The organism is Dactylosporangium thailandense (genome assembly GCF_059739745.1).
The window spans coordinates 8,882,585-8,907,131 of the sequence record NZ_AP029195.1 but is presented as its reverse complement, the minus strand read 5'-3'; the positions used below and the strand labels follow the sequence as shown (position 1 = coordinate 8,907,131).

Genomic DNA, 24,547 nt, shown 5'->3' with positions numbered 1-24,547 from the left:
CCTTCCCGGGCGGCCGCGACTTTGCTGTGTGAGTGAGGAGACCCGGTGACCGACGCCGCACCCTGGCTGGTCGTGGGGCTGGGCAACCCCGGCCCCGAGTATGCGCGAAACCGCCACAACGTCGGCTTCATGGTCGCCGACCTGCTCGCTCAGCGGGCCGGGCTGCGCTTCGGCAAGCACCGCCGGGTCGTCGCCGACGTGGCCGAGGGCCGGCTGCGCGTCGGCGGGCCGCGCCTGGTGCTCGTGAAGCCGCTGACCTTCATGAACCTCTCCGGCGGCCCGGTGGCCGGGCTGGCCCAGTTCTACAAGGTGCCGCGCGAGCAGGTGATCGCCGTGCACGACGAGCTCGACATCCCGTGGACCCAGCTGCGGCTGAAGCAGGGCGGCGGCGAGGGCGGGCACAACGGCCTGCGCTCGATGTCGAGCTCGCTGGGGGGCAAGGACTACCTGCGGGTCCGCTTCGGCATCGGCCGCCCGCCGGGCCGGCAGAACCCGGCCGACTTCGTGCTGTCCGACTTCTCCGCGGTCGAGCGCAAGGAGCTGGACTACTTCGTGGACCGCACCGCGGACGCGGTCGAGATGATAGTCGACCAGGGTCTCGAGGCGGCCCAGAATCGTTATCACGCCGAATAGTCGCGCTGTTCGGCCATCTGATACGGACCGTCACGATAACCCGTCGGCGTGACGAATGTCCGACTTGCACGTTGTACTCCAGGTTGCACCGTTTGATGGAAACGGTCCTTCTGAAGGAGGCAGCGTGGCGATCGACAGCGGACGAACGCGGGACGGGTTCCACCGCCCGGCTCATCTCCGCCGCGAGGATCGCCCGGCCGGCCTGCGCCGCCCCGACCGGACGGCCGACGCCCGCCCCGAGCCCGAGGCCGCGCCCGCCCCGCCCCCCGTCTACGGCCGCCCGGCCGCCCCGGCGCGCGGCCGCCGCCCCAGCCCGGTGCGCAACCAGATCCGCCAGGTCTCCGCGAGGAAGCCGCGCCCGGTGACCGCCGGGGTGGCCGCGCCCGTCTCGCCCGCCCCCGCGCCCGGTGCCGCCGCGCCCGCCGAGGTCGACCCGGCCCTGGCCGCCGAGGTCGAGGCGGCCGTTCGCGGTACGACCCCCTTCACCCGCACGCCGGTGCGCATCGCCGCGCCGGACATGTCCGCCGGGGCCGGCCGCACCTCCCGCCACCGCGCCCGGTGGGCGTGGGAGGGCCGCTACCTGCGCACCCTGCTCGTGCTCGACTTCGTCATCGGGCTCATGGCCGGCGCGGCGGCGTTCGAGGCCCGCTTCTCCGGCGGCCTCACGCTGTACAACGCCCGCTACGTCCTGCTGTCGGTCCTGCTGCCGATCGCGTTCACGGCCAGCCTCGCGGCCAACCGCGCCTACGAGAAGCGCTACCTGTTCGTCGGCACCGACGAGTACCAGCGCGTGCTGCGGGCGGGCCTGGCGCTGACGGCCGCGACCGTCTTCGTGGCGTACACCACCGAGACCCGCATCGCCCGCGTCTGGTTCTTCGTCGCGCTGCCGCTGGTCACCTTCGGCTGCCTGCTCGCCCGGTTCCTGCTCCGCCAGCTGCTGCACCGGGCCCGCAAGCGGCGCGGCGCGTGCATGCGCCGGGTCGTGGTCGTCGGCCACGAGCTCGCGGTCGAGGCCATGGCGCGGCAGCTGCGCCGCGAGCGGTACCACGGCCTGAAGGTCGTCGGCGCCTGCCTGCCCGGCGACGGCGAGGTCGCGGACGTGCCGATCCTGGGCCGCTTCGACGAGGTCGCGGGGGCGGTGCGCCGGGCCCGGGCCGACACCGTGCTGGTGCTGTCCTGCCCGGAGCTGGACGGCCACGCGCTGCGCCGGCTGGCCTGGCACCTCGAGCGCGACGACATCGACCTGATCGTCGCGAGCACCCTCATCGACGTGGCCGGCAGCCGCACCACCATCCGCCCGGTGGACGGCCTGCCGATGCTGCACGTCGAACACCCGACCCTGAACGGGGCCCGCCGGCTCGTCAAGGCGCTCGTCGACCGGGCGGGCGCGGTCGCCCTGCTGGTGCTCGCCAGCCCCCTTCTGGCGGTTCTCGCCATTGCGGTTCGCATGGACTCCACCGGACCGGTACTGTTCCGACAGACGAGAGTGGGCAAGGACGGTCACGAGTTCGTGATCTTCAAGTTCCGTACGATGCACATCGATGCCGAGGCCCGCCTGGCGGAGCTACGGCACCTCAACGAAGTCGACGGCGCGCTGTTCAAACTGCGCAATGACCCGCGGGTGACCCGTGTCGGGCGGCTTCTGCGCAAGTTTTCGCTCGACGAGCTGCCGCAGCTGCTCAACGTGATCGGCGGCAGCATGTCGCTGGTCGGGCCGCGCCCGCCGCTGCCGGAGGAGGTCGCCGTGTATCCGGACGACGCCCGGCGCCGGCTGGCCGTGCGGCCCGGGATGACCGGCCTGTGGCAGGTGTCCGGCCGGTCGGACCTATCGTGGGACGAAGCGGTCCGCCTCGACCTGCAGTACGTGGAGAACTGGTCGCTCTCGCTCGACCTGGTCATCCTGCTGCGGACGTTGAGCGCTGTGACCCGAGGGGCTGGAGCGTACTGATGACCGACCTACCACCCGCCACCGACGGCGGATTCGCGCGCTGGCTGGCCCAGCGGGCCGGAGACATGCTGCTGAAGCTGCGCGAGGAGATGGGCTACTCGGACCCCGCCGCGCTGCGCAAGGCCGGCGACCGGCTCTCGCACGAGCTGCTGGTGGAGCAGCTCACGCGCTGGCGCCCGGCCGACGCGATCCTGTCCGAGGAGGGCGCCGACAGCGCGGCCCGGCTGCGGGCCGAGCGCGTCTGGATCGTCGACCCGCTCGACGGCACCCGCGAGTTCGGCGAGGAGGGGCGGGCCGACTGGGCCGTGCACGTGGCGCTGTACAGCCAGGCGACCCGGGATTCCCAGATGGCCCAGGACTCGTCGTCCGGGACCGGGCCGGCCCGCGGCCGCCTGGTCGCCGGGGCGGTGGCCCTGCCCGCCCAGCACTGTGTGCTCGGCACCGACGCCCCGCCGCCGTTCCCGCCCATGCCCGGGGTGCAGGGCGAGCCGATCCGGATGGCCGCCAGCCGCACCCGCCCGCCGGCCCTGCTCGGCGCGCTCGCCGAGAAACTTCCCATCGAGCTGGTGCCGATGGGCTCGGCCGGGGCGAAGATCGCCGCGGTGATCGACGGGGCGGTTGACGCCTACGTTCACGCGGGCGGGCAGTACGAGTGGGACTCCGCCGCTCCGGTCGCTGTGGCTCTCGCCACGGGCCTGCACGCTTCCCGTATCGACGGGACTACGTTGGAATACAACCAGCCCGATCCCCGCCTGCCCGACCTGGTGGTGTGTCGGAAAGCATTGGCACCGTCACTGCTCGCCGCCATCAACGGCTGAAAGGTCCCGCCTACTCATGAGCCGGCCGCCCTACCGGGTCTCTCACCTGGATGCTCTCGAGGCCGAGAGCCTGTTCATCATGCGCGAGGTGGTCGCCGAGTTCGAGCGGCCGGTGCTGCTGTTCTCCGGCGGCAAGGACTCGATCGTGATGCTGCGGCTGGCCGAGAAGGCGTTCGCGCCCGCCCGCATCCCGTTTCCCGTCATGCACGTGGACACCGGGCACAACTTTCCCGAGGTGCTGCAGTACCGCGACCGGCGGGTGAGCGAGCTCAACGTGCAGCTGATCGTGGCCAGCGTGCAGGAGGCGATCGACGCGGGCACGGTCCGCGAGTCCGCCGACGGGATGCGCAACCGGATCCAGACGCCGGTGCTGCTCGACGCGGTGGAGAAGTACCGCTTCGACTCGCTCTTCGGCGGTGCCCGGCGCGATGAGGAGAAGGCGCGCGCGAAGGAGCGGGTGTTCTCGTTCCGTGACGATTTCGGCCAGTGGGACCCGCGCAACCAGCGGCCGGAGCTCTGGGCGCTGTACAACGCCCGGATCGCTCCGGGCGAGTCGATCCGCGTGTTCCCGCTGTCCAACTGGACCGAGCTGGACGTCTGGCACTACATCGCCCGCGAGGGCATCGAGCTGCCGGGCATCTACTACGCGCACGACCGTGAGGTCGTCGACCGTGGCGGGATGCTCTACGCGATCAACGAGTTTTTGCCGCTCAAGGCCGGTGAGACGCCGTTCACCGAGCGTGTGCGTTACCGCACGGTCGGGGACGCGTCCTGCACCGCCGCCGTCCGCAGCGACGCGGACACGATCGACAAGGTCATCGACGAGGTCGCGGCCACCCGCATCACCGAGCGCGGGGCGACCCGCGGCGACGACAAGGTGAGCGAGGCGGCCATGGAAGACCGCAAGCGTGAGGGGTACTTCTAGCCATGACCTCCGTGCTGGAGACGCCGCAGCAGCGGCAGATGGACCTCCTGCGCTTCGCGACCGCGGGCTCGGTCGACGACGGCAAGTCGACGCTCATCGGGCGCCTGCTCTACGACTCGAAGGCGATCTTCGAGGACCAGCTGGAGGCGGTCGAGGCGACCTCGCGCTCGCGCGGCGACGAGTACACGAACCTGGCACTGCTCACCGACGGCCTGCGGGCCGAGCGGGAGCAGGGGATCACGATCGATGTGGCGTACCGCTACTTCGCCACCCCCCGGCGCAAGTTCATCATCGCCGACACGCCGGGCCACATTCAGTACACGCGGAACATGGTCACCGGCGCCTCGACCGCCGACCTGGCGCTGATCCTGGTCGACGCGCGTAAGGGCCTGGTCGAGCAGTCCCGCCGGCACGCGTTCCTGTGCTCGCTGCTGCGGGTGCCGCACCTGGTGCTGTGCGTGAACAAGATGGACCTGGTCGACTACTCGCAGGAGGTCTTCGACCGCATCGCCGACGAGTTCACCTCGTTCGCGGCCAAGCTCGAGGCGCCTGACCTCACGGTCATCCCGATCTCGGCCCTGCACGGCGACAACCTCGTCTCCCGCAGCGACAAGATGCCGTGGTACGAGGGTCCCTCCCTGCTGCACCACCTCGAGCACGTGCACATCGCCTCCGACCGCAACCTGGTCGACGTGCGGTTCCCGGTGCAGTACGTGATCCGCCCGCAGTCCACCACCGTGTCGGACTACCGCGGCTACGCCGGCCAGATCGCCTCCGGCGTGATGAAGCCCGGCGACGAGGTCATGGTGCTGCCGTCCGGCTTCACCACGAAGATCACGCACATCGAGACCGCCGACGGCGAGCTGTCCGAGGCGTACCCCCCGATGTCGGTCACGATCCGCCTGGCCGACGAGATCGACATCGCCCGCGGCGACCTCATCTGCCGGCCCAACAACGCCCCCCAGGTCGCCCAGGACATCGAGGCGATGGTCTGCTGGATGGACGAGACCCGGCCGCTGACGGTCGGCGGGAAGTACGCCATCAAGCACACGACCCGCTCGGCCCGCGCCGTGGTGCGCGGGCTGCAGTACCGCCTCGACGTCAACACCCTGCACCGGGACGAGTCGGCGAACCAGCTCGCGCTCAACGAGATCGGCCGGGTCCGGCTGCGCACGACGGTGCCGCTGCTGGCGGACGAGTACCGCCGCAACCGCACCACCGGCGGGTTCGTCATCATCGACGAGCAGACCAACCGGACGGTCGGCGCCGGGATGATCATCGAGGCCGGCTGACCGAGACGCGCGCCACGCGGCGGCCCTCCACGGTGCTCACCCGGAGGTGCCAGCCGTCGTGGCGCACCTGGTCGCCGACCTCGGGCACCCGCCCGAGCCGGGCCATGAGGAAGCCGGCCACGGTCTCGTAGGGGCCGCTGGGCAGCCGGAGCCCCATCCGCTCGGCGAGGTCGGCCAGGTTGAGCCGGCCGTCGACCTCGTCCACCCGGGCCGGGGCGGGCGGGGCGTCGTACTCGTCGTGGATCTCCCCGACGAGCTCCTCGATCAGGTCCTCCAGCGTGACGATCCCGGCCGTGCCGCCGTACTCGTCCACGACCACCGCGAGGTGATGGCCCTCGCGCCGCATCTCCGACAGCGCGGCCAGCACCCGTTTGCTGGCCGGCAGCCGCTTGACCTCGCGGGTCAGGCCGCGCAGGGACGCCGCCGGCTCGGGGTTCCCGGCCGCGGGCGTGAGCAGCAGGTCGCGCAGGTGCACGAAGCCGAGCACGTCGTCCGGGTCGGCGTCGATCACCGGGAAGCGGGAGTGCCGGGCCCCGCGCACGGCCAGGACGGCGTCGGCGACGGAGAGCGCGGCGTCGAGGAACACGACCTCGGTGCGCGGCACCATGACCTCGCGGACGTGCCCGGTGCCGGCGGTCACCGCGATGAGGGTGCGCAGCTGAGCCTCGGAGATGCGGGCCGGGGTCGCGGTAGCGTGAAGGCGCTCCGCCCAGCGGGTCAGCAGGGCGGCCGCAGCCTGCCGTAGGGTTCCGGGGCCATCCTGATGGCCGGGCTCCGGCATGAATGACAGTGTAGGCGCCTTTTTCCATACCACTTTCGACGTGTAAATTTGTTGGAACGCGTCGACTTTTGGGAGGTTGTAGTGAAGCTACTCGTCACCGGTGGTGCCGGGTACATCGGCAGCATCGTGACCGCGCTGCTGCTCGACGCCGGGCACGAGGTGGTGGTGCTCGACGATCTCTCCACCGGCCACGAGGACGCGGTGCCCGCGGGCGCGGCCTTCGTGCGCGGGCGGGTCCACGACGCGATCGGCGACCTGCTGACGCCCGAGTTCGACGGGGTGCTGCACTTTGCGGCCTTCATCGCCGCGGGGGAGAGCGTGCAGAAGCCGGAGAAGTACTGGGAGAACAACGCGATCGGCACGCTGCGGCTGCTCGACGCGATGCGGTCGGCCGGCGTCCGGCGGCTGGTGTTCTCGTCCACCGCGAACGTCTACGGCGACCCCGACACCGTGCCGATCCCGGAGACGGCGGCGGTGCGCCCGCCGAACCCGTACGCGACCTCCAAGCTCGCCGCCGACCACGCGCTGACCGGATTCGCCGTCGCGCACGGGCTCTCCGCGGTCAGCCTGCGGTACTTCAACGTCGCCGGAGCCCTGCGCCGGCCCGACGGCGGCATGATCGGCGAGCGCCACGACCCGGAGACGCACCTGATCCCGATCGCGCTGCAGGTCGCCGCGGGCAAGCGGGAGAAGCTGCAGATCTTCGGCGACGACTACGACACTCCCGACGGCACCAACATCCGCGACTACATCCACGTGGCCGACCTCGGCGCGGCCCACCTGCTCGCGCTCGGCACCATGGACGGCCCCGGGCACCGGATCTTCAACCTCGGCAACGGCACCGGCTTCTCCAACCGGCAGGTCGTCGAGGTCGTGCGCTCGGTCACCGGGCACCCGATCCCGGTCGAGATGGCGCCGCGGCGCCCCGGCGACCCGGCCCAACTCGTCGCGTCCTCGGACAAGGCCAAGCGCGAGCTGGCCTGGACGCCGCAGTACGCCGACCTCGCCACGATGGTCGCCGACGCCTGGGCGTTCATGAACCGCTGAGATCAGGCCGGGATCACTGCGCGTCGAGCTTCTGCCAGGTGGCACCGTCGACGGAGAACGCGGTGTAGATGGTCGTCATCTGGTAGGCGACGTAGCCGGCCTCGGTGCGCGCCAGCCGCATCGTCTGGTGCAGCCCCTCCAGCCGTACCCAGGACGCACCCCCGTCCTCCGAGACCAGCCAGTGGCCGTGGCCGTCGACGATGAGCAGGCGGCCGTCGGACAACGGGACCAGGTCGCCGCCGATGGTGGCCTGGCCCGCGGTCGGGTGGGGCGCCTCGAACGACGCCCCGCCGTCCGTCGAGGTCGCCACGGCAAGCAGGCGCTCCGGCGCCGCGGCGGCCTCCTGAGGGGCGACGATCGCGGCGAACACCGTGCGGCCGAGCATCGCCGCGCGGGCCGACGCGTTCGCCGGGAAGCCCGGGAACACGTGCGGTTCCCAGCTCACGCCGCCGTCGCGGGAGACCGCCACGGCCGGCGACCCGTCCGCGGCGCGCCCGCCCACCCACCACGAGCCGTCGCCGGCCCGGACGCGGGAGCGCCAGCACACGGTCAGGGGCGGCTGCTGCGGTACCGGGGCCAGTTCGGTCTTGGTGATCGAGCCCGTCGGGGCGCCGCACGCGTCGCCGGCCAGGGCGACCAGCCGGGAGTTGCCGGTCAGCGGCGTCGCCGGTCCCACCGGCGCGTCGTCGGTGTTCCACTGCACCCCGTCCGAGGTGGCCGCGCGCGGGTGCGCCGGGCCGGGGCCGAGGAGCACGGCCCCGCCGGGGATCGTGATCAGCTCCGGGCGCCCGGCGATCGGCGAGCGGACGGTGCTCCAGGACCGGCCCCCGTCCGCGGTGCGGCTGACCCACGTGCCGGACCCGTCCGCGGTGAGCAGGAAGCCGCGGTCGGCGTCGAGGAACTCGGCGTCGCGCACGGTGCCGGGCAGGTCGGCCGGCAGGTGCGGCAGCCCGGTGATCGTGATGCCGTCCGCACTCCACACCGCCGCCGGGTCGGACGCGGCCGCGGTCGGGGCCGGGTGGTCCCGGCGATCGAGCGCGACGGCCCCGACCCCGGCCGCGACCAGCGCGGCGATCGCGGCGGCCCCGGTCCGGGCGGCGAGCCGGCGCCGGCGCAGGGCGGCGGCCCGGGCCGCGATGACCTCCATCGGCGGCTGCTCGATGTCGAGCCGGTCGCGCTCGGCCCGCAGCCGCGACGCCAGCTCGTCGCGCACGGGTTGCTCAGGCACGCGTCACCTCGTATCCGGGCAGCCGCGCGGCCAGGGCGGCGCGGCCGCGCGAGAGGCGCGACTTGACGGTGCCGGTGGGTACGTCCAGCGCGGCGGCGATCTCCTCCACGCTGAGGTCGGCGTAGTAGTGCAGCACGATGACCTCCCGGTAGCTGCGGGGGATGGCGTCGAGTGCGTCGGTCAGGTCGGTGCGGGTATCGGCGTCGGGCTGGTCCGCGTGCTCCTGCAGCGGCCGTTCCCGCAGCAGGAACCGGTCGAGGACGCCGCGGCGGCGCCAGCGGCGGCGGACGACGTTGAGCGCCACCGTGCGCAGCCAGGCCTCGGGGTTGTCGATGCCGGAGAAGCCGCGCGGGCGGGCGACGGCCCGCGCGAACGCCTCCTGCACCGCGTCGTGCGCCTCCGGCAGGTCCGTGGTGAACGCGTAGAGCTGCACCACGAGCCTGCGGTAGCAGGCGTGGTACACCTCGCCGACGTCCCCCACGCTGACAACGATCCCCCGCGGACCCCGCGGGTTCCCAGAACTTTCCCGGACTTCAGTTGGGCTGGACGGTGCCGGACAGCACGGCGTCCTGCCAGGCCTTCGCGTCCTGTGACACCTTGGGCGGGTCGCCGAGCGCCGCGTAGCCGTTGTCGACCGCGGCGATCACCCCGCCCGGCCCCGGTACGACCGCGAAATGCTCGCCGTCGTTGCTGCCGAAGAAGAACGTCTCGGTGTCCGAGTGCACCCACATGAGCACCGAACGGTCCGCGCGCACCAGCGCCCCGAGCGAGCGGTTGTCCAGCGTCTTGAGCTGCGCCGGCAGTTCGACCGCGCCGCGCACCTCGCGCCAGTTGAACCCGCCGTCGGTCGTGCGGAACACCCTGATCGCGTGGCTGTACGGCACGAAGGCCCACGCGCTGTGCCCGTCCACCGAGGCCACCGTCGGCACGTCGCTGCCGGCCGGGGCGTCGAGGGTGCGCGCGAGCCAGCTCCCGCCCTGGTCGGCGCTGACGCTCACGGCCGGCGCCCCGGAGTGCAGGTCGGCGCCGGTGACCCACCAGCCGGCCTTGGCGGGCAGCCCCTGGGCGATCGTGCGCCGGGCCATGGGCGGCTGGCCGACGATGCTCAGCGTGCCGTCGCTCTCGCGGACGCCGAACAGGTCGCCGTACTGCACCAGCTGCACGCTGCGGTCGCCCGGCCCGAGCACGAGCCGGTCGCCGGGCCCCATCACCGGCGGGGTGTCCTGCGGATTGAGCTGGGTCTGGGTGTCGGGCGTGAGCGCGAAGCGCACGCTGGCCCGCGACCCGGCGCCGACCTCGCCGCTGAGGATGAACGTGGACGCGGCGATCCGCACCAGCTGGACGTTGGCGACCCGCTCCAGCGGGCTCGTGCGCAGCGCGTCCACGACGTAGGGGCTCGGCCGCTGGGTGGCGCCGCCGAGCCCGGTCACCTGCAGGCTGCAGCGGCGGGCCTGGGGGATCTCCACGCAGACGTCGACGGCGGCCACGAGGTTGGTCAGGTCCCCGGCGGCGGCCAGCACGGTGGTCGTGGACGGATACTTGCCCGGGGCCGTCGGCGTGTCCGAGACCGACGGGCTCCAGGCCTCGCCCAGGTCCGGGTTCGGGCCGAGCACCATCGGGCCGGGGCGGCCGTAGACCCCGGCCAGCGCGACCGGGGCGAGCACCCCGAGGGTGCCCAGCAGCGCGCCCAGCACGGTCAGCCGGTCCCGCAGGCGCACGCGGCCGGCGCGGCGGTACAAGGTCACGAAGTCCGGCACCCAGGTGGCCGACTCGATCTGCTGCCGCAGGGTGCGGAAGTCCAGCTCAGGGCGCATCTCGCACCTCCTGGGGCTGGAGCGGGCTCGGGGCGGGGGACGGGGCCGGGCGGCGGCGCGGGGCGCTCTGGTCGGACTCGACGTCGCTTAAGAGCTGGGCGAGCATGGCGCGGCCGCGCGACAGCCGCGCCTTGACCGTGCCCACCGGCACGCCCAGGGCGTCGGCGACCTCGTGGACCGACATGTCGGCCAGGTGGTGCAGCACGATCGTCTCCCGCGTGGCCTGCGACAGCTGTTGCAGGGCGGCGACCAGGGCGACCCGGTTGGGGTCGACGCCCGGCACGCTCTCCACCGGGCGGGCGACCCGGCCGCTGCGCACCAGTGTGTCGAACAGACGCCGCCGCCGCCAGCGCGTGCGTGCAAGGTTCATGGCGACGGTGCGCAGCCAGGCCTCGGGGTCGGCGACGTCGAGGAACTGCCGGGGCCGGGCCAGCGCCCGGGCGTAGGCCTCCTGCACGAGGTCCTGCGCCTCGGCGTGGTCGCCCGTCAGCGCGTAGAGGGCGGCCACGAGGCGGCGGTAGTGCGCCTGATACGCATCGCGCACGGCCTCACGGGCCTCAAGCTCGTCGCCCACTCGTACACCTCCCTCTCCGACCGGCGCGGACTAGCACGCTATCCAGACAGACGCCTGTGTGAAGCATCCGGTTGCGCCTGACAGAATGGCGTCATGTCGTCTCCCGCCCGGCCCCGGGTCCTCTCCGGGATCCAGCCCACCGCCGACTCGTACCACCTGGGCAACTACCTCGGTGCCCTGCGTAACTGGGTGCCGATGCAGGAGACGCACGACACCTTCTACTGCGTGGTCGATCTGCACGCGATCACGATGGGCCACGACCCGGCGCTGCTGCGCAAGCGCACCCGGGTCGGCGTCGCCCAGCTGCTGGCCATCGGGCTCGACCCGGAGCGCTGCACGCTGTTCGTGCAGAGCCACGTGCCCGAGCACGCGCAGCTCGCCTGGGTGATGAACTGCCTGACCGGCATGGGCGAGGCCGCCCGGATGACCCAGTACAAGGACAAGTCGGCCAAGCAGGGGGCGGACCGCACCAGCGTCGGGCTCTTCACCTACCCGATCCTGCAGGCGGCCGACATCCTGCTCTACCAGGCCGACGCCGTCCCGGTCGGCGAGGACCAGCGCCAGCACCTGGAGCTGACCCGCGACCTGGCCCAGCGGTTCAACACCACGTTCGGCCAGACGTTCACGCTCCCGTCGCCGTTCATCATCAAGGACACCGCCAAGATCACGGATCTGCAGGAGCCGACGGCGAAGATGTCCAAGTCGGCCTCCACCCCCAACGGCCTCATCGAGCTGCTGGAGGACCCGGCCCGCGCGGCCAAGAAGATCCGCTCGGCGGTCACCGACACCGGCCGCGAGATCATCTTCGACTCCGAGAACAAGCCGGGCGTGTCCAACCTGCTCACCATCTACTCGGCGCTGAGCGGCCGGACGGTGCCGGAGCTCGTCGCGGCCTACGACGGCAAGGGCTACGGCGACCTCAAGAAGGACCTCGCCGAGGTCGTGGCCGAGTTCATCAAGCCGATCCAGCAGCGCACGAACGCCTACCTCGACGACCCGGGCCAGCTCGACAAGCTGCTCGCGATCGGGGCCGAGAAGGCGCGGGCGGTCGCGGTGCCGACACTGAAGACGGTGTACGACCGCATCGGCTTCCTCGCTGCCGGCGCGGCCTCACACTGAGGTGCCCAAGACCACCATCGGCGTCGCGATCGACATCCCGCAGCCCTGGGGCGGCGAGCTCACCGCCGCCCGCCTGGCCGCCGGGGACCTGGTCGCGGAGCACGTGCCGGCCCACGTCACCCTGCTCGGCCCGACCGAGATCGACGCCGCCCGGCTGCCGGCGATCGACCGGCACCTGGGCGAGGTCGCCCGGGCGCACCGGCCCTTCACCGTGCGGCTGCGCGGCACCGGCACGTTCCGGCCCGTCACCCAGGTCGTGTTCGTCGCGGTCGCGGCCGGGATAGCTTCGTGCGAGTCCCTGCACGCCGCGGTGCTGGACGGCTTCTTTGCGCCGACGCGCTATCCCTACCACCCGCATGTGACCATCGCGCACGACGTGCGGCCGGAGCAGCTCGACGCGGCGTTCGCGGACCTGGCCGGCTACGAGGCCTCGTTCACGGTCGGCGGATTCACGCTGTTCGAACACGAGGACGGCGGCCGGTGGCGTCCCCATGCGGAGTACCGCTTGACGGCGGACGATTGACGGGTGGGTGCTCTGGACCGGCTGGAGGCCGGTTTCGATCGCATGATCGCGGCGGCCCGGGGTCGCTCGCGGGTGTTCGACCACGTGTGGCGGGCCCAGGAGCGGTACTTCGACGTCGACGCCGTCCGCCTGGCCGCCGCGACCGCGTACTACGGCTTCTTCGCGGTGTTCGCGATGGTCGTCGTGCTGTTCTTCATCCTCGGCCGGGTGCTGGGCGGCAACAAGCTCGTCGTCGAGCGCGTGCAGATCTACCTGCAGGCCAACCTGCCGCAGCTGCAGAGCGACCAGATCTTCGCGGGCAGCCAGCAGATCGGCATCATCGCCCTGGTCGGCCTGGTCATCGCCGGGGTCGGCTGGGTGGAGAACCTGCGCTCGTCGCAGCGGGCGCTGTGGCAGCTGCAGGAGCACCCCGGCAACGCGGTGGTCCGCTGGCTGCTCGACCTCGCGGTGCTGGTCGGGCTCGGCCTGCTGCTGCTCGTCTCGATCGGCATCTTCGCCGGGATGCAGGAGTTGATCTACTGGCTCGCCGGGGACGTGGACCAGGACCCGGTGCGCGTCGCGCTGCGCGGCTTCTCGACCCTGCTCTCCGGGGTCGTGGACGTGTTCCTGGGCGCGGCCCTGCTCGTCGGCGTGCCCCGGCTGCGCATGTCGCTGCGGCGGCTGTGGCCCTCGGCGCTGCTCTTCGCGATCGGGCTGGGCCTGCTCAAGACGGTCGGGAAGTGGTACATCACCCGCACCGAACACAATCCCGCCTACCAGCTCGTGGCGGGCACGATCGGGTTGCTGCTGTACATGTACCTGCTGCACCAGCTCCTGCTCTTCGCGGCGGCGCTCTCGGCGACCAGCCCGCACGGCCGGATGCGCGACCTCGCCGGCGGGGCGCCCCGGGCCGATGTGCAGGCGGCCCGGCGGGCGGCGGAGCTGGTGGAGAAGGCGGCGGTGGCGACCGAGCACGCGGCGGAGGTGGCCGCTCACGTTGCGCCACCAGGGGCACCCCCGGTCGTGCCGTCCGGCGGTTCGGCGGGTGCGGAGCGCTCGGAACCGTCATGATGGGCGCCGTGGGTGCACTCGTGACTTTGGACCTGCCGGCCGACGCGCCGGCGCTGACCCTGCCGTGGATCATCACCTTCGGCCCGATGAACGACGAGGAGGAGTGGGAGCCGGTCGTGTGCGGCCCCTACGAGCGCGCGCACGCGCTCGCGCTCGCCGAGGCCGTGGTGGCCGACGAGGACCTGATGGCGGTCGTCGAGCCGCTCCAGCCGCACGTGACGGTGGCCCAGATCCAGGGCGACATCGCGGCGTCCCGGCTGGCGGCGGAGAACGAGGACGTGGAGACGGCGGCGCTGGACGCCGAGCTCGCCGGCTACGAGGAGTCGTTCCACGACCACGAGCACGGCGACGAAGACCACACGCACGAGCCGCCGTCGGTCGACGAGATCCGGGCGGGCTTCGCCAGGATCGCCGCCAAGCTGAACAGCTGACTACGCTTCGCAGCAACTGCTTTGCCCTGGGTGAGATCGCAAGATCCAACTTTTTCGGGTTGTGTATGGTGCCAATAAGCGGAACGGGCACACACACCCGGTCGCCCTCGGTTCCCAGCTCTTCCTCGCGCGTCCTGTAATTCCCCCGTCGCCCTCGCCGCCCGGTCCGATCTTCGGTTCCTTCGCGGCGGTGGCGGCGGGGCCCGTCAGCCCGCTTCCATCCAGACCGTCGTGTCGGGCGGCAGCGTGCCGCCGACCGGCGAGCTGGCCAGCACCGGCTCCCGCGGCAGCGTGAACGCCGACCCGCCGAGGTTGGCCGCGACCAGGAAACCCTCGGTCTCGAAGCACAGCACGCCGTCCGGGGCTGGCCGCCAGGTCAGCGTGGTGGCGGGGCGGCGGAGGCGGATCGCGTCGCGGTAGAGGTTGAGGGTCGAGTCGGGATCGGCGCGCTGGGCGGCGACCGTGCGCCCGGCCCAGTCCGGCGGCATCGGCAGCCAGGCATGCTCGCCCGGCCCGAACCCGAACGGCGGCTCGTCGCCCTCCCACGGCAGCGGCACGCGGCAGCCCTCGCGGCCCGGCTCGGCGCCGCCGGACCGGACCCACTGCGGGTCGGTCCGGACCTCGTCGGGCAGGTCTAGCACCTCGGGCAGGCCGAGCTCCTCGCCCTGGTAGAGGTACGCGGAGCCGGGCAGCGCGAGCATGAGCAGCGCGGCGGCGCGGGCCCGGCGCAGGCCGGCGACGCCGTCGCCGAAGCGGGTGACGGGCCGGCGCCGGTCGTGGTTGGAGATCACCCAGGTCGGCGGCGCCCCGACGCCGGCGGCCGCGGCGAGCGAGGCGTCGATGATCCGCCGCAGCTCGCCGGGGTCCCAGGGGGCGTCGAGGAAGTCGAAGTTGAAGGCCTGGTGCAGCTCGTCCGCGGCCACGTACCGCGCGACCCGCGCCGGCGAGGTGTCGAAGACCTCGGCCACGGCCATGCGCTCGCCCGGGTACTCGTCGAGGATCTTGCGCCAGCCGCGGTAGATCTCGTGGACGCGATCCTGGTCAAATACCGAAATAGGCGAAATGTCGGAAATGTTGGGCTTTATGAGGCCGTGGGCGACGTCCACCCGGAAGCCGTCCACGCCGCGGGCCAGCCAGAAGTGCAGGATGTCCTCGAACTCCGCCCGCACCTCCGGATTTTCCCAGTTCAGGTCGGGCTGCGCCGGGTCGAAGAAGTGCAGGTACCACGAGCCGTCCGGCAGCTGGCTCCAGGCCGGGCCGCCGAAGAGGGACCGCCAGTCGTTCGGCGGGCCGGCGTCGCGGCCCTGGGCGAACATGTACCGGTCCCGCAGGCCCTCGGCGAACCAGGGGTGGGCGGACGACGTGTGGTTCGGCACGATGTCGACGATCACCCGCAGGCGCAGGCGGTGCGCCTCGGCCAGCAGGGCGTCGAAGTCCGCCAGGGTGCCGAAGACCGGGTCGACGTCGCGGTAGTCCGACACGTCGTAGCCGCCGTCGATCATGGGGGAGCGGTAGAAGGGGGACAGCCACAGGGCGTCCACCCCCAGGTCGGCCAGGTGCGGCAGGCGTGACGTGATCCCCGGCAGATCGCCGACGCCGTCGCCGTCGGAGTCGGCGAAGCTGCGGGGATAGATCTGATAGATGACCGCGGTACGCCACCACTCCACGTGATCAACGCTACCGACGCTCCGGGGCGGGAGAGGGCGAAACCGGGCCGGTGCTCAGGCCGGGAGCGTCGCTCGCAGGGCGGCCAGGAACCACGCCCAGCGGTGCATCGTCGCGGGGATCGGGGGCCAGCCGTTGATCACGGCCATCAGCTGCCAGTACCGCTCCGCCCGGGGCTCGATCGACAGCTCGATCGCGTCCGCCACCTCGCGGCGCAGCGCCTCGCCGTCGGTCCGGCCCGCGGCGGCGGCCCAGCGCGCCATCACCTGGTCCACCGTCGCGCCCGGGGACGGGGTGCCGCGCTCCTGGGCGTCCGTCACCAGGCCGATGAACCACTGCAGGCCGGCCGGGTCCGTCGGCACGACGCGGCGCGCGTCCGGGGCGAAGCTGCGCCGGCCCATCTCCCGCAGGCGCTCGCGGAAGTCCGGCGCCCGCAGCATCTCGGCCAGCTCGATCCACGCGTCCACCTGCTCGTCCGTCGGCTCGTCCGGCAGGTCCGCGGACACGCTGCGCAGGCCCGCGGTGAACTCGCGGGACTCCGACGAGTCCGCGATGCCGGAGAAGATGCTGTCGAAGAACTCGTCGATGATGCGCTGTCGTTCGTCCGCGCTCGCCTGGGCGATCCTGGCCAGGCGCTCCAGGTCGGCCGGGGTCGCATCGCGGTCGGCCACCGCGCGCAGGGCCGCCCGGCGCAGGCGCAGGACCCGGATCTGGGTGCCCAGGGCCGCCGCGTGGGCCGCGGCCACCTCGCCCAGGTCCGCCCCCCGGTCGAGCACCCGGCGGATGGTGGCCAGGTCCAGGCCCAGCTCGCGCAGCGTGCGCACGAACTCCAGGCGCATGATCGAGCCGTGGTCGTAGCGACGGTACCCGGCGTTGGACCGTTCGGACTCGGGGACCAGGCCGACGTCGGAGTAGTACCGAATCGTCTTGACCGGCAGGCCCGTGAGGCGCGACAGCTCGCCGATGTTCATACCGCGGATCCTCGACCCTCCAGCTACGGGAGAGTCAAGGGGTCGCTAGGTTGCGCGGGTGGAACCTTTGCGGCTCATCCTCCTGTTCCTGCACCTGATCGGCTTCGCGATGCTGCTGGGCGGCTCGATCGCGCAGTACCTCACCGGGAAGCTCCGGATCAACCCGGCCATGCTCTGGGGCGCGACCATCCAGGTGGTGACCGGTCTCGGGCTCGCGGCTCCGCTGCGCGGCGGCGGGGATCACGAGCCGCCGAGCGCCAAGCTCGCCGTCAAGCTGGTGATCGGACTGATGATCTTCGTGATGGCCTTCTTCTCCCGCAAGCGGGACGAGGTCAACCGGGGTCATTTTCTCGCATTGGGCGGGTTAACGATCGTTAATGCCGCGGTTGCCGTGTTTTGGCGGTAACGGGGGTGTTACAAGATCGATCCCACGGGGCGGGAGCGCGCCCGGCACGTCACGGCCCTATAACGCACTCCTCCCAACCCGGCAGCAAACGGTGGTTCAGGACCGTCGAGGGCGTACGCTCCCGCCGTTGGGTTCACCGCGTTCGGGCGGTGCATTGGGAAGGGAGACCGTCTTGCGCCGAGTGCGTGGGATGAAGGTTCTCGCGGCCGCCGCGGTGGCGTTTGTCGCGTTGGGCAGCACTGCCGCTTGCGGTGACAGCAAGGACAGTGGCACGGGAGACAGTGGCAGCGCGCCGCCCGCGAAGAAGAGCGTCAAGGTCGGCCTCGCGTTCGACATCGGCGGCCGTGGCGACAAGTCGTTCAACGACTCCGCCGCCGCCGGCCTCGACCGGGTCAAGAGCGACCTCAACCTCGAGGTCAAGGACCTGGCCGCGGTCGCCGGGGAGAGCGAGAACGACAAGTACTCGCGCCTGAAGCTGCTCTGCACCAGCGGCTTCAACCCGGTCATCGCCGTGGGCTTCGTCTACGACGGCGCCGACGCCGCGAACGGGCCGCTCGCCCGCGCCGCCAAGGACTGCCCGAACACGAAGTTCGCGATCGTGGACGGTGGGACCCAGGCCGCCAACGTGGCGGACCTGACCTTCGCCGAGGAGCAGGGCTCCTACCTGGTCGGCGTCGCCGCCGCCCTGAAGACCAAGAAGGGCACCGTCGGCTTCATCGGCGGCTGCCAGGTCGACCTGATCAAGAAGTTCGAGGCGGGCTTCACCGCCGGCGCCAAGGCCACCAAGGCCGACATCAAGGTGCTGACGAACTACCTGTCGACCCCGGCCGACGCCTGCAAGGGCTTCAACGACCCGGCCGGTGGCAAGACGGCCGCCAGCGGCATGTTCGACCAGGGTGCGGACATCGTCTACGCGGCCGCCGGCGGCTCCGGCACCGGCGTCTTCGAGGCCGCGAAGGACAAGAAGGCCCTGGCCATCGGCGTCGACTCGGACCAGTACAACACCGTCTCCGACGCCTCGCTCAAGCCGGTCATCATGACCTCGATGCTCAAGCGGGTCGACAACGCGGTGTTCAACTTCGTCAAGGACTACGCCGACGGCAAGTTCACGGCCGGCGCGACCGTCTTCGACCTCAAGGTCGACGGCGTGGGCTACGCCACGTCCGGTGGTCAGGTCGACGACATCAAGGACAAGCTGGACGCGGCCAAGGCCGACATCGCCTCTGGCAAGATCACGGTGCCGTCCAAGTAAGTAGTACGTCCCGGTAGTAGACATCGGGTGTTCGGCGGGGGACTGTGATCCGGTCCCCCGCCTCATCTGTTAGGAGCCTGGATGACCGCGGAACCACCCGCCGTCGAACTGAAGGGGATCACCAAGCGGTTCCCCGGCGTTGTGGCCAACTCCGACGTCAACCTCACCGTGCGCAAGGGCACGATCCACGCGATCGTCGGTGAGAACGGTGCCGGCAAGTCGACCCTGATGAAGATCCTCTACGGCATGCAGCCCCCTGATGAGGGCGAGATCATCGTCGACGGGGGCGCGGTCAGGTTCTCCTCGCCGCAGGGCGCGATCGCGGCCGGCATCGGCATGGTGCACCAGCACTTCATGCTCGCCGACAACTTCACCGTGACCGAGAACGTGGTGCTCGGGGCGGAGAAGCTCTACGGCATCGGGTCGCGGGCCAAAGCCAAGATCACCGAGATCTCCCAGCGGTACGGCCTGGGCGTGCGCCCGGACGAGCTGGTCGAGAACCTCGGGGTCGGCGACCGCCAGCGCGTCGAGATCCTCAAGGTGCTCTACCGCGGCGCCCGGATCCTCATCCTGGACGAGCCGACCGCGGTGCTCGTCCCGCAGGAGGTCGACGAGCTCTTCGGCAACCTGCGCGAGCTCATCCGCGAGGGCCTGACCGTCCTGTTCATCTCGCACAAGCTCGACGAGGTGCGCGCGGTCGCCGACGACATCACCGTCATCCGCCGCGGCACCACCGTCGCCTCGGTCAAGCCGGCCGACGTGAGCGCCCGCCAGCTGGCCACCCTCATGGTCGGCAGCGAGCTGCCCAGCCCGGAGGCGCGCGAGTCGACCGTCACCGACGAGCCGGCCCTGGTCGTCGAGGGGCTCACGGTCCTCGGCGCGGGCGGCCGCCCGGTCGTGAGCGACGCGACCTTCACCATCCACCGCGGCGAGGTCGTCGGCATCGCCGGCGTCGAGGGCAACGGCCAGGCCGAGCTGGCCGAGGCCATTCTCGGCATGCGCGAGTCGACCGGCACCATCCGGCTCGGCGCCGACGACGTCTCCGGCTGGAGCACCCGGCGCCGCCGCGAGGCCGGCATCGGCTACGTCCCGGAGGACCGGCACCGCCAGGGCCTGCTGCTGGACGCGCCGCTGTGGGAGAACCGGATCCTCGGCCACCAGACCGAGCGGCCCAACGCCCGCGGCGTGCTCATCGACGTCGGCGGCGCCCGGCGCGACACCCAGCGCATCGTGGAGCAGTACGACGTGCGCACCCCCAGCATCGACGTCGCCGCCGTGGCCCTCTCCGGCGGCAACCAGCAGAAGCTCATCGTCGGCCGCGAGATGAGCCACGAGCCGAAGGTCCTCATCGCCGCCCACCCGACCCGCGGGGTCGACGTCGGCGCGCAGGCCGCGATCTGGGACCACATCCGCAACGCCCGCATCGCCGGCATGGGCGTGCTGCTGATCTCGGCCGACCTGGACGAGCTCATCGGCCTGTCCGACTCCCTCAAGGTCATCTACGGTGGGCGGCTGGTGGCCGACGCCGACCCGGCCACCGTCACCCCCGAACAGCTGGGCGTCGCGATGACGGGCGCCACGATCGAGGAGGCCTCCCAGTGAGCGCGGGAACCACCACCGCCTCCCCGCCGCCGTTCTGGCGGCGCATCGACCCGGCCAAGCTCCTGCCCCAGCTCATCGCGCCGGTCGCGGCGCTGCTGCTGGCCGCCGTGATCTCCTGGATCGCGCTCTCGCTCACCGACAAGGACGCGGCCCAGGCCTTCAGCGACATGCTGGACTTCGGCACGCAGCCGGACTCGATCGTCGAGATCCTGAACAAGGCGAGCGAGTACTACATCGCCGCCGTCGCCGTGGCCATCGGCTTCAAGATGGGCCTGTTCAACATCGGCGTCGAGGGCCAGTCGAAGATCGGCGCGTTCATGGCCGGGGCCCTGGCCAGCGCCTCCTTCATGAGCTGGATGCCCGGCTCGCTGCGGATCGTGCTGATCATCGTGGTCGCGGCCATCGTCGGCGCGATCTGGGCCTCGATCGCCGCGCTGCTCAAGACCCAGCGCGGGGTCAGCGAGGTCATCTCCACGCTGATGCTCAACGCGATCGCCGGCCAGGTGGTGACCTGGCTGCTCAACGACCACTGGGGCGTGCAGCAGCCCGGCGCGCAGATCAAGACCACGGGCGTGCTGCCCGAGAGCTCCTGGATGCCCGGCCTGCCGATCGTCTCCGGCACCGACCAGAAGGTGCTGGGCTTCCTGGCCATCGCCGCGGTGCTCGGCATCGTCTACTGGTTCACCATCAACCGCACCCGCTTCGGCTTCGACCTGCGGGCCACCGGCTACAACCCGTTCGCGGCCACGGCCAGCGGCGTGAGCGCCAAGAAGATGGTCATCACCGCGATGGTGATCTCCGGCGCCATCGGCGGCCTGGTCAACCTGCCGCGGATGCTCGGCGAGACGCACACCTACACCGAGGGCTTCGGCGGCATCGGCTTCACCGGCATCGCGGTCGCGCTGCTGGGCCGCAACCACCCGGTCGGCATGGCCCTGGGCGCGATCCTGTGGGGCTTCCTGGCCCGCTCCCAGCTCATCCTCGACCTCGACGGCATCCCGAAAGAGATCGTGGTGATCATGCAGGGCGTCGCCGTCCTGTCCGTGGTCGTCGCCTATGAGCTGGCCAACCGCATCGGCCGCCGCGCCCAGCAGAAGCGGGTCGGCGCCGCCACCGCGGCCCCGGTCGGCTCGGCCCCGCTGGTCGCGAGCACGGAGGAGTCCAAGTGAGCACCGACGCGATGCTCTCCGCCGTCGCGGCGGGACCGGCCGCGCCCAAGCGGCGCCGCATGAGTACCTCCCGGATCCTGCTCATCATCGCCGGCACCCTGATCGGCCTGTCGCTGGTGCACCTGCTCACCGGGGCCGACGACGTCACCTCGCAGGGCGCCATCCAGGCCGCGCTGCAGGCCGCGGTGCCGATCGGGCTGGCCGGCCTCGGCGGGCTCTGGTCGGAGCGGGCCGGCGTGGTCAACATCGGCCTCGAGGGCCAGATGATCCTCGGCACCTGGTTCGGCGCCTGGGGCAGCCTCAACTACGGGCCCTGGGTCGGCCTGCTGATCGGCATCGCCGGCGGCGCGATCGGCGGCCTGCTGCACGCGCTGGCCACGGTGACGTTCGGGGTCGACCACATCATCTCCGGCGTGGCGATCACGCTGCTGGCGCCGGGCATCACGCGGTACCTCTCCTTCATCGTGTGGGGCAGCGGCGGCGCGACCCAGTCGCCGGCGCTCAAGCCCGACCAGACCGTGCCGAGGGTCTCGGTTCCGTTCGTCGACAAGCTCGCCGGGCTCGAGAAGCACCACTGGTTCCTGGTCAGCGACCTGGCGGGCGTGCTGCGCGGCCTGCTCGTGGACGTGTCGCTGGTGACGGTGCTCGCGGTGCTGCTGATCGTCGGGACCTGGCTGGTGCTGTGGCGCAGCCCGTTCGGCCTGCGCGTGCGCTCGGTCGGCGAGGACCCGCGGGCGGCCGAGAGCCTCGGCATCAACGTGTACAAGTACAAGTACTACGGCGTCGTCATCTCCGGCGCGATGGCCGGCCTCGGCGGCGTGTACCTGTCGACCGTCAGCTCGGTGATCTTTCGCGAGGGGCAGACGGGCGGCCGCGGCTACATCGGTCTCGCCGCGATGATCTTCGGCAACTGGCGGCCGGGCGGGCTGGCGCTGGGCGCCTCGCTGTTCGGCTACACCGACGCGCTGCAGCTGCGCCGCGGCTCGGAGTCGGTGCACGCGCTGCTGATCCTCGTCGGGGCGCTGCTGCTGGCCCTGGCGGTGTGGGAGTTCGTGCGGCGCAACACCGTGGTCGGGGTGGCCGCGGGCGTGCTGGGCATCCTGTCGTACGTCATCTACTTCACCGTCGACAAGATCCCCACGGCGCTCGTGCAGGCCACGCCCTACATCACGGTGCTGGTGGTGCTGGCGCTGGCCGCGCAGCGACTGCGGATGCCCGCGGCCGACGGCAAGACCTATCGCCGCGGCGGATGACCTTGGAGGACCTTGCCCAGGCACTATTGAGCCGTGAACTCTCTCGTGATTGATTGGGACGCGCTTCGGGGCGCGGCGGTTTCGGCCATGGAACGGGCGTACGCGCCGTACTCCAAGTTCCCGGTCGGTGCCGCCGCGCTGGTCGACGACGGCCGGGTCGTGGTCGGGTGCAACGTCGAGAACGCCTCCTACGGCCTCGGCCTGTGCGCCGAGTGCGGCCTGGTCTCGAGCCTGCAGGCCACCGGCGGCGGCCGGCTGCTCGCGCTGGCCTGCGTGGACGCCGAGGGCCGGCCGCTCATGCCGTGCGGGCGGTGCCGCCAGCTGCTCTGGGAGCACGGCGGGGCCACGCTGCTGATCGATCACGTGGGCGGTCCGCTGCCGATGTCGGCGCTGCTGCCGTACGCCTTCGACGACACCGACCTCGCCCGCGTCAACGAGCGCGAGGTGGATCTGGGCCCGACGGTCCCCGCCGCGCTCGCGCTGAAGGTCGGCAGCGGGACCGTCTTCGTGCACCCGGACGTCGCCGAGGGCCGGCAGGTCTGGACGTCGTACTGGGAACGCTCATCCGGCACCGGTGATGACGAGCCGACGGGCATCCTGGAAGAGGGCCCGATCTTCGCCACGGCCGCCGAGGCGGTCGACTGGGGCCGCATCCGCACCCCGCGCGTGGTCGTCGTCGACGCGCAGGGCACCGCGAGCTGGGCCGGGGACACCCCCCGCCCGGCCGGCATCGAACAGGACTGGAGCACGCGATGAGCTTCGCGGCCGTGGACGTCATCCGCGCCAAGCGCGACAAGGGCGTGCTGAGCGACGAGCAGATCGACTGGGTCGTCGCGGCCTACACCCGCGGCGAGGTCGCCGACGAGCAGATGTCGGCGCTGGCGATGGCGATCCTGCTCAACGGCATGACGCCGGGGGAGATCGCCCGCTGGACCGCGGCGATGATCGCCTCCGGGGAGCGGCTGGACCTGTCCAAGGTCGGCCGGCCGACCGTCGACAAGCACTCCACCGGCGGGGTCGGCGACAAGATCACGCTGCCGCTGACGCCGCTCGTGGCCGCGTGCGGGGCGGCGGTGCCGCAGCTGTCCGGCCGCGGCCTCGGCCACACCGGCGGGACGCTGGACAAGCTGGAGGCGATCCGCGGCTTCGGCACCAGGCTCTCCAACGAGGAGTTCACCGAGCAGCTGCGCACGGTCGGCGCCGCGATCTGCGCCGCGGGCGAGGGCCTGGCCCCGGCCGACCGCAAGCTCTACGCGCTGCGGGACGTCACCGGCACGGTCGAGGCCATCCCGCTCATCGCGAGCTCGATCATGAGCAAGAAGATCGCCGAGGGCACGTCGGCGCTCATCCTCGACGTGAAGTTCGGCTCCGGCGCGTTCATGCGCGAGGTCGCCGACGCCCGCGAGCTGGCCCGCACCATGGTGGAGCTGGGCAAGGCGCACGGCGTGACCACCGTGGCGCTGCTGACCGACATGGAGGTGCCGCTCGGCCGGGCCGTCGGGCACTCCGTCGAGGTCGAGGAGTCGCTCGAGGTGCTGGCCGGCGGCGGGCCGCAGGACGTCGTCGCGCTCACCCTGGCCCTGGCCCGGGAGATGCTCGACGCGGTCGGGCTCGGCGACGCCGACCCGCAGGACGCGATCGCCGACGGCCGCGCGATGGACTCGTGGCGGGCCCTGGTGCGCGCGCAGGGCGGCGACCCGGACGCCCCGCTGCCGGTGGCGAACGAGGTGGAGACGATCACCGCGGCGGCGGACGGGTTCGTGTCGGGGCTGGACGCGTACGCGATCGGCGTGGCCGCGTGGCGCCTCGGGGCCGGCCGCGCCCGCAAGGAGGACCCGGTCAGCAAGTCGGCCGGCATCATCCTGCACCGCAAGCCGGGCGAGCCGGTGCACGCCGGCGACGTGCTCATGGAGCTGCGGGCCGAGGACGCCGCGAAGCTGCCGGCGGCGCTGGAGCTGGCCCGCGGGGCGATCACCCTCGCGGAGGCGCCCCCGGCCAAGCGGCCCCTCATTCTCGACCGGATCTCCTGATGCGAAGTCTGGCCGA

At 71.9% G+C, this 24,547-nt stretch carries 24 protein-coding genes; 17 read left to right on the top strand and 7 right to left on the bottom strand.

All coding sequences use genetic code 11. The features are described 5' to 3' along the window. Positions 1–45: 45 nt before the first annotated feature. The 5 genes from pth (at position 46) to cysN (ending at position 5,616) form a co-directional block, all read left to right on the top strand. Positions 46–633: an aminoacyl-tRNA hydrolase gene (pth, locus tag AC6JBM_RS39545; RefSeq protein WP_350611858.1), complete on the top strand. Its 588-nt coding sequence runs from the start codon at positions 46–48 to the stop codon at positions 631–633. Positions 634–757: 124 nt separating this feature from the next. Then, positions 758–2,581 (top strand): sugar transferase, encoded by a 1,824-nt coding sequence (locus AC6JBM_RS39540; protein WP_497978962.1) that lies wholly within the window; start codon positions 758–760, stop codon positions 2,579–2,581. Continuing rightward, positions 2,581–3,399 (top strand): 3'(2'),5'-bisphosphate nucleotidase CysQ, encoded by an 819-nt coding sequence (locus AC6JBM_RS39535; RefSeq protein WP_497978961.1) that lies wholly within the window; start codon positions 2,581–2,583, stop codon positions 3,397–3,399. Before AC6JBM_RS39540 ends, AC6JBM_RS39535 begins: the two co-directional genes overlap by 1 nt. 16 nt (positions 3,400–3,415) lie before the next feature. After that, entirely contained in the window at positions 3,416–4,324 is a 909-nt protein-coding gene (gene cysD / locus AC6JBM_RS39530; protein WP_497978960.1) for a sulfate adenylyltransferase subunit CysD, read from the top strand. A gap of 2 nt (positions 4,325–4,326) precedes the next feature. Further along, positions 4,327–5,616, top strand: a complete 1,290-nt coding sequence (gene cysN / locus AC6JBM_RS39525; RefSeq protein ID WP_497978959.1) for a sulfate adenylyltransferase subunit CysN — start codon at positions 4,327–4,329, stop codon at positions 5,614–5,616. Here cysN and AC6JBM_RS39520 read toward each other — a convergent pair. Next, complete coding sequence (locus AC6JBM_RS39520) at positions 5,600–6,397, bottom strand: hemolysin family protein (RefSeq protein ID WP_497978958.1); 798 nt, start codon at positions 6,395–6,397, stop codon at positions 5,600–5,602. The two genes, cysN and AC6JBM_RS39520, sit on opposite strands and share 17 nt — an antisense overlap. Positions 6,398–6,478: 81 nt before the next feature. Between AC6JBM_RS39520 and galE the strand changes: the two genes are divergently transcribed. Continuing rightward, positions 6,479–7,444: a UDP-glucose 4-epimerase GalE gene (galE, locus tag AC6JBM_RS39515; protein WP_497978957.1), complete on the top strand. Its 966-nt coding sequence runs from the start codon at positions 6,479–6,481 to the stop codon at positions 7,442–7,444. Positions 7,445–7,457: 13 nt separating this feature from the next. Here galE and AC6JBM_RS39510 read toward each other — a convergent pair whose 3' ends face one another. Genes AC6JBM_RS39510 through AC6JBM_RS39495 form a run of 4 tightly spaced genes read right to left on the bottom strand, consistent with a single transcriptional unit; the run spans position 7,458 to position 11,060 of the window. Next, entirely contained in the window at positions 7,458–8,672 is a 1,215-nt protein-coding gene (locus tag AC6JBM_RS39510; RefSeq protein WP_497978956.1) for a sialidase family protein, read from the bottom strand. Further along, positions 8,665–9,153, bottom strand: a complete 489-nt coding sequence (locus tag AC6JBM_RS39505; RefSeq protein ID WP_497978955.1) for an RNA polymerase sigma factor — start codon at positions 9,151–9,153, stop codon at positions 8,665–8,667. Before AC6JBM_RS39505 ends, AC6JBM_RS39510 begins: the two co-directional genes overlap by 8 nt. Positions 9,154–9,205: 52 nt before the next feature. Further along, positions 9,206–10,486, bottom strand: a complete 1,281-nt coding sequence (locus AC6JBM_RS39500; protein ID WP_497978954.1) for a beta propeller repeat protein — start codon at positions 10,484–10,486, stop codon at positions 9,206–9,208. After that, on the bottom strand, positions 10,476–11,060 hold the full coding sequence (locus tag AC6JBM_RS39495) for an RNA polymerase sigma factor (RefSeq protein ID WP_497978953.1): 585 nt from the start codon (positions 11,058–11,060) through the stop codon (positions 10,476–10,478). The genes AC6JBM_RS39500 and AC6JBM_RS39495 overlap by 11 nt, the downstream gene beginning before the upstream one ends. 93 nt (positions 11,061–11,153) lie before the next feature. Between AC6JBM_RS39495 and trpS the strand changes: the two genes are divergently transcribed. Genes trpS through AC6JBM_RS39475 form a run of 4 tightly spaced genes read left to right on the top strand, consistent with a single transcriptional unit; the run spans position 11,154 to position 14,183 of the window. Further along, entirely contained in the window at positions 11,154–12,179 is a 1,026-nt protein-coding gene (gene trpS, locus AC6JBM_RS39490) for a tryptophan--tRNA ligase (protein ID WP_497978952.1), read from the top strand. Next, on the top strand, positions 12,157–12,702 hold the full coding sequence (locus AC6JBM_RS39485) for a 2'-5' RNA ligase family protein (RefSeq protein ID WP_497986628.1): 546 nt from the start codon (positions 12,157–12,159) through the stop codon (positions 12,700–12,702). Before trpS ends, AC6JBM_RS39485 begins: the two co-directional genes overlap by 23 nt. Before the next feature lie 3 nt (positions 12,703–12,705). After that, positions 12,706–13,752: a YihY/virulence factor BrkB family protein gene (locus tag AC6JBM_RS39480; RefSeq protein WP_497978951.1), complete on the top strand. Its 1,047-nt coding sequence runs from the start codon at positions 12,706–12,708 to the stop codon at positions 13,750–13,752. An 8-nt stretch (positions 13,753–13,760) separates the two neighbouring features. Then, positions 13,761–14,183, top strand: coding sequence for a hypothetical protein (locus tag AC6JBM_RS39475; protein WP_350611845.1), 423 nt, complete (start codon positions 13,761–13,763; stop codon positions 14,181–14,183). Between the two features lie 206 nt (positions 14,184–14,389). On the opposite strand, the gene AC6JBM_RS39470 is transcribed toward AC6JBM_RS39475, so the two are convergent. Both AC6JBM_RS39470 and AC6JBM_RS39465 read right to left on the bottom strand, forming a co-directional pair. Next, positions 14,390–15,850 carry a glycoside hydrolase family 13 protein gene (locus AC6JBM_RS39470; RefSeq protein WP_497978950.1) on the bottom strand — a complete coding sequence of 487 codons (1,461 nt, stop codon included), beginning with the start codon at positions 15,848–15,850 and terminating at the stop codon, positions 14,390–14,392. A 54-nt stretch (positions 15,851–15,904) separates the two neighbouring features. After that, on the bottom strand, positions 15,905–16,819 hold the full coding sequence (locus AC6JBM_RS39465; protein WP_497978949.1) for a MerR family transcriptional regulator: 915 nt from the start codon (positions 16,817–16,819) through the stop codon (positions 15,905–15,907). 58 nt (positions 16,820–16,877) lie between these two features. Here AC6JBM_RS39465 and AC6JBM_RS39460 point away from each other — a divergent pair, with 58 nt between their 5' ends. The 7 genes from AC6JBM_RS39460 (at position 16,878) to AC6JBM_RS39430 (ending at position 24,531) form a co-directional block, all read left to right on the top strand. Further along, positions 16,878–17,225, top strand: a complete 348-nt coding sequence (locus AC6JBM_RS39460; protein WP_350611842.1) for a hypothetical protein — start codon at positions 16,878–16,880, stop codon at positions 17,223–17,225. Between the two features lie 190 nt (positions 17,226–17,415). Further along, the gene (locus AC6JBM_RS39455) at positions 17,416–18,477 is read left to right on the top strand and encodes a BMP family lipoprotein (RefSeq protein WP_350611841.1); all 1,062 of its coding nucleotides are present in this window, start codon (positions 17,416–17,418) and stop codon (positions 18,475–18,477) included. An 81-nt stretch (positions 18,478–18,558) separates the two neighbouring features. Beyond that, positions 18,559–20,079 (top strand): ABC transporter ATP-binding protein, encoded by a 1,521-nt coding sequence (locus AC6JBM_RS39450; RefSeq protein ID WP_350611840.1) that lies wholly within the window; start codon positions 18,559–18,561, stop codon positions 20,077–20,079. After that, positions 20,076–21,248: an ABC transporter permease gene (locus tag AC6JBM_RS39445; RefSeq protein ID WP_497978948.1), complete on the top strand. Its 1,173-nt coding sequence runs from the start codon at positions 20,076–20,078 to the stop codon at positions 21,246–21,248. Before AC6JBM_RS39450 ends, AC6JBM_RS39445 begins: the two co-directional genes overlap by 4 nt. Further along, complete coding sequence (locus tag AC6JBM_RS39440) at positions 21,245–22,501, top strand: ABC transporter permease (protein WP_497978947.1); 1,257 nt, start codon at positions 21,245–21,247, stop codon at positions 22,499–22,501. Before AC6JBM_RS39445 ends, AC6JBM_RS39440 begins: the two co-directional genes overlap by 4 nt. Before the next feature lie 45 nt (positions 22,502–22,546). Then, entirely contained in the window at positions 22,547–23,257 is a 711-nt protein-coding gene (locus AC6JBM_RS39435; RefSeq protein ID WP_497986627.1) for a cytidine deaminase, read from the top strand. After that, entirely contained in the window at positions 23,254–24,531 is a 1,278-nt protein-coding gene (locus AC6JBM_RS39430) for a thymidine phosphorylase (RefSeq protein ID WP_497978946.1), read from the top strand. Before AC6JBM_RS39435 ends, AC6JBM_RS39430 begins: the two co-directional genes overlap by 4 nt. The last annotated feature ends 16 nt before the right edge of the window (positions 24,532–24,547 follow it).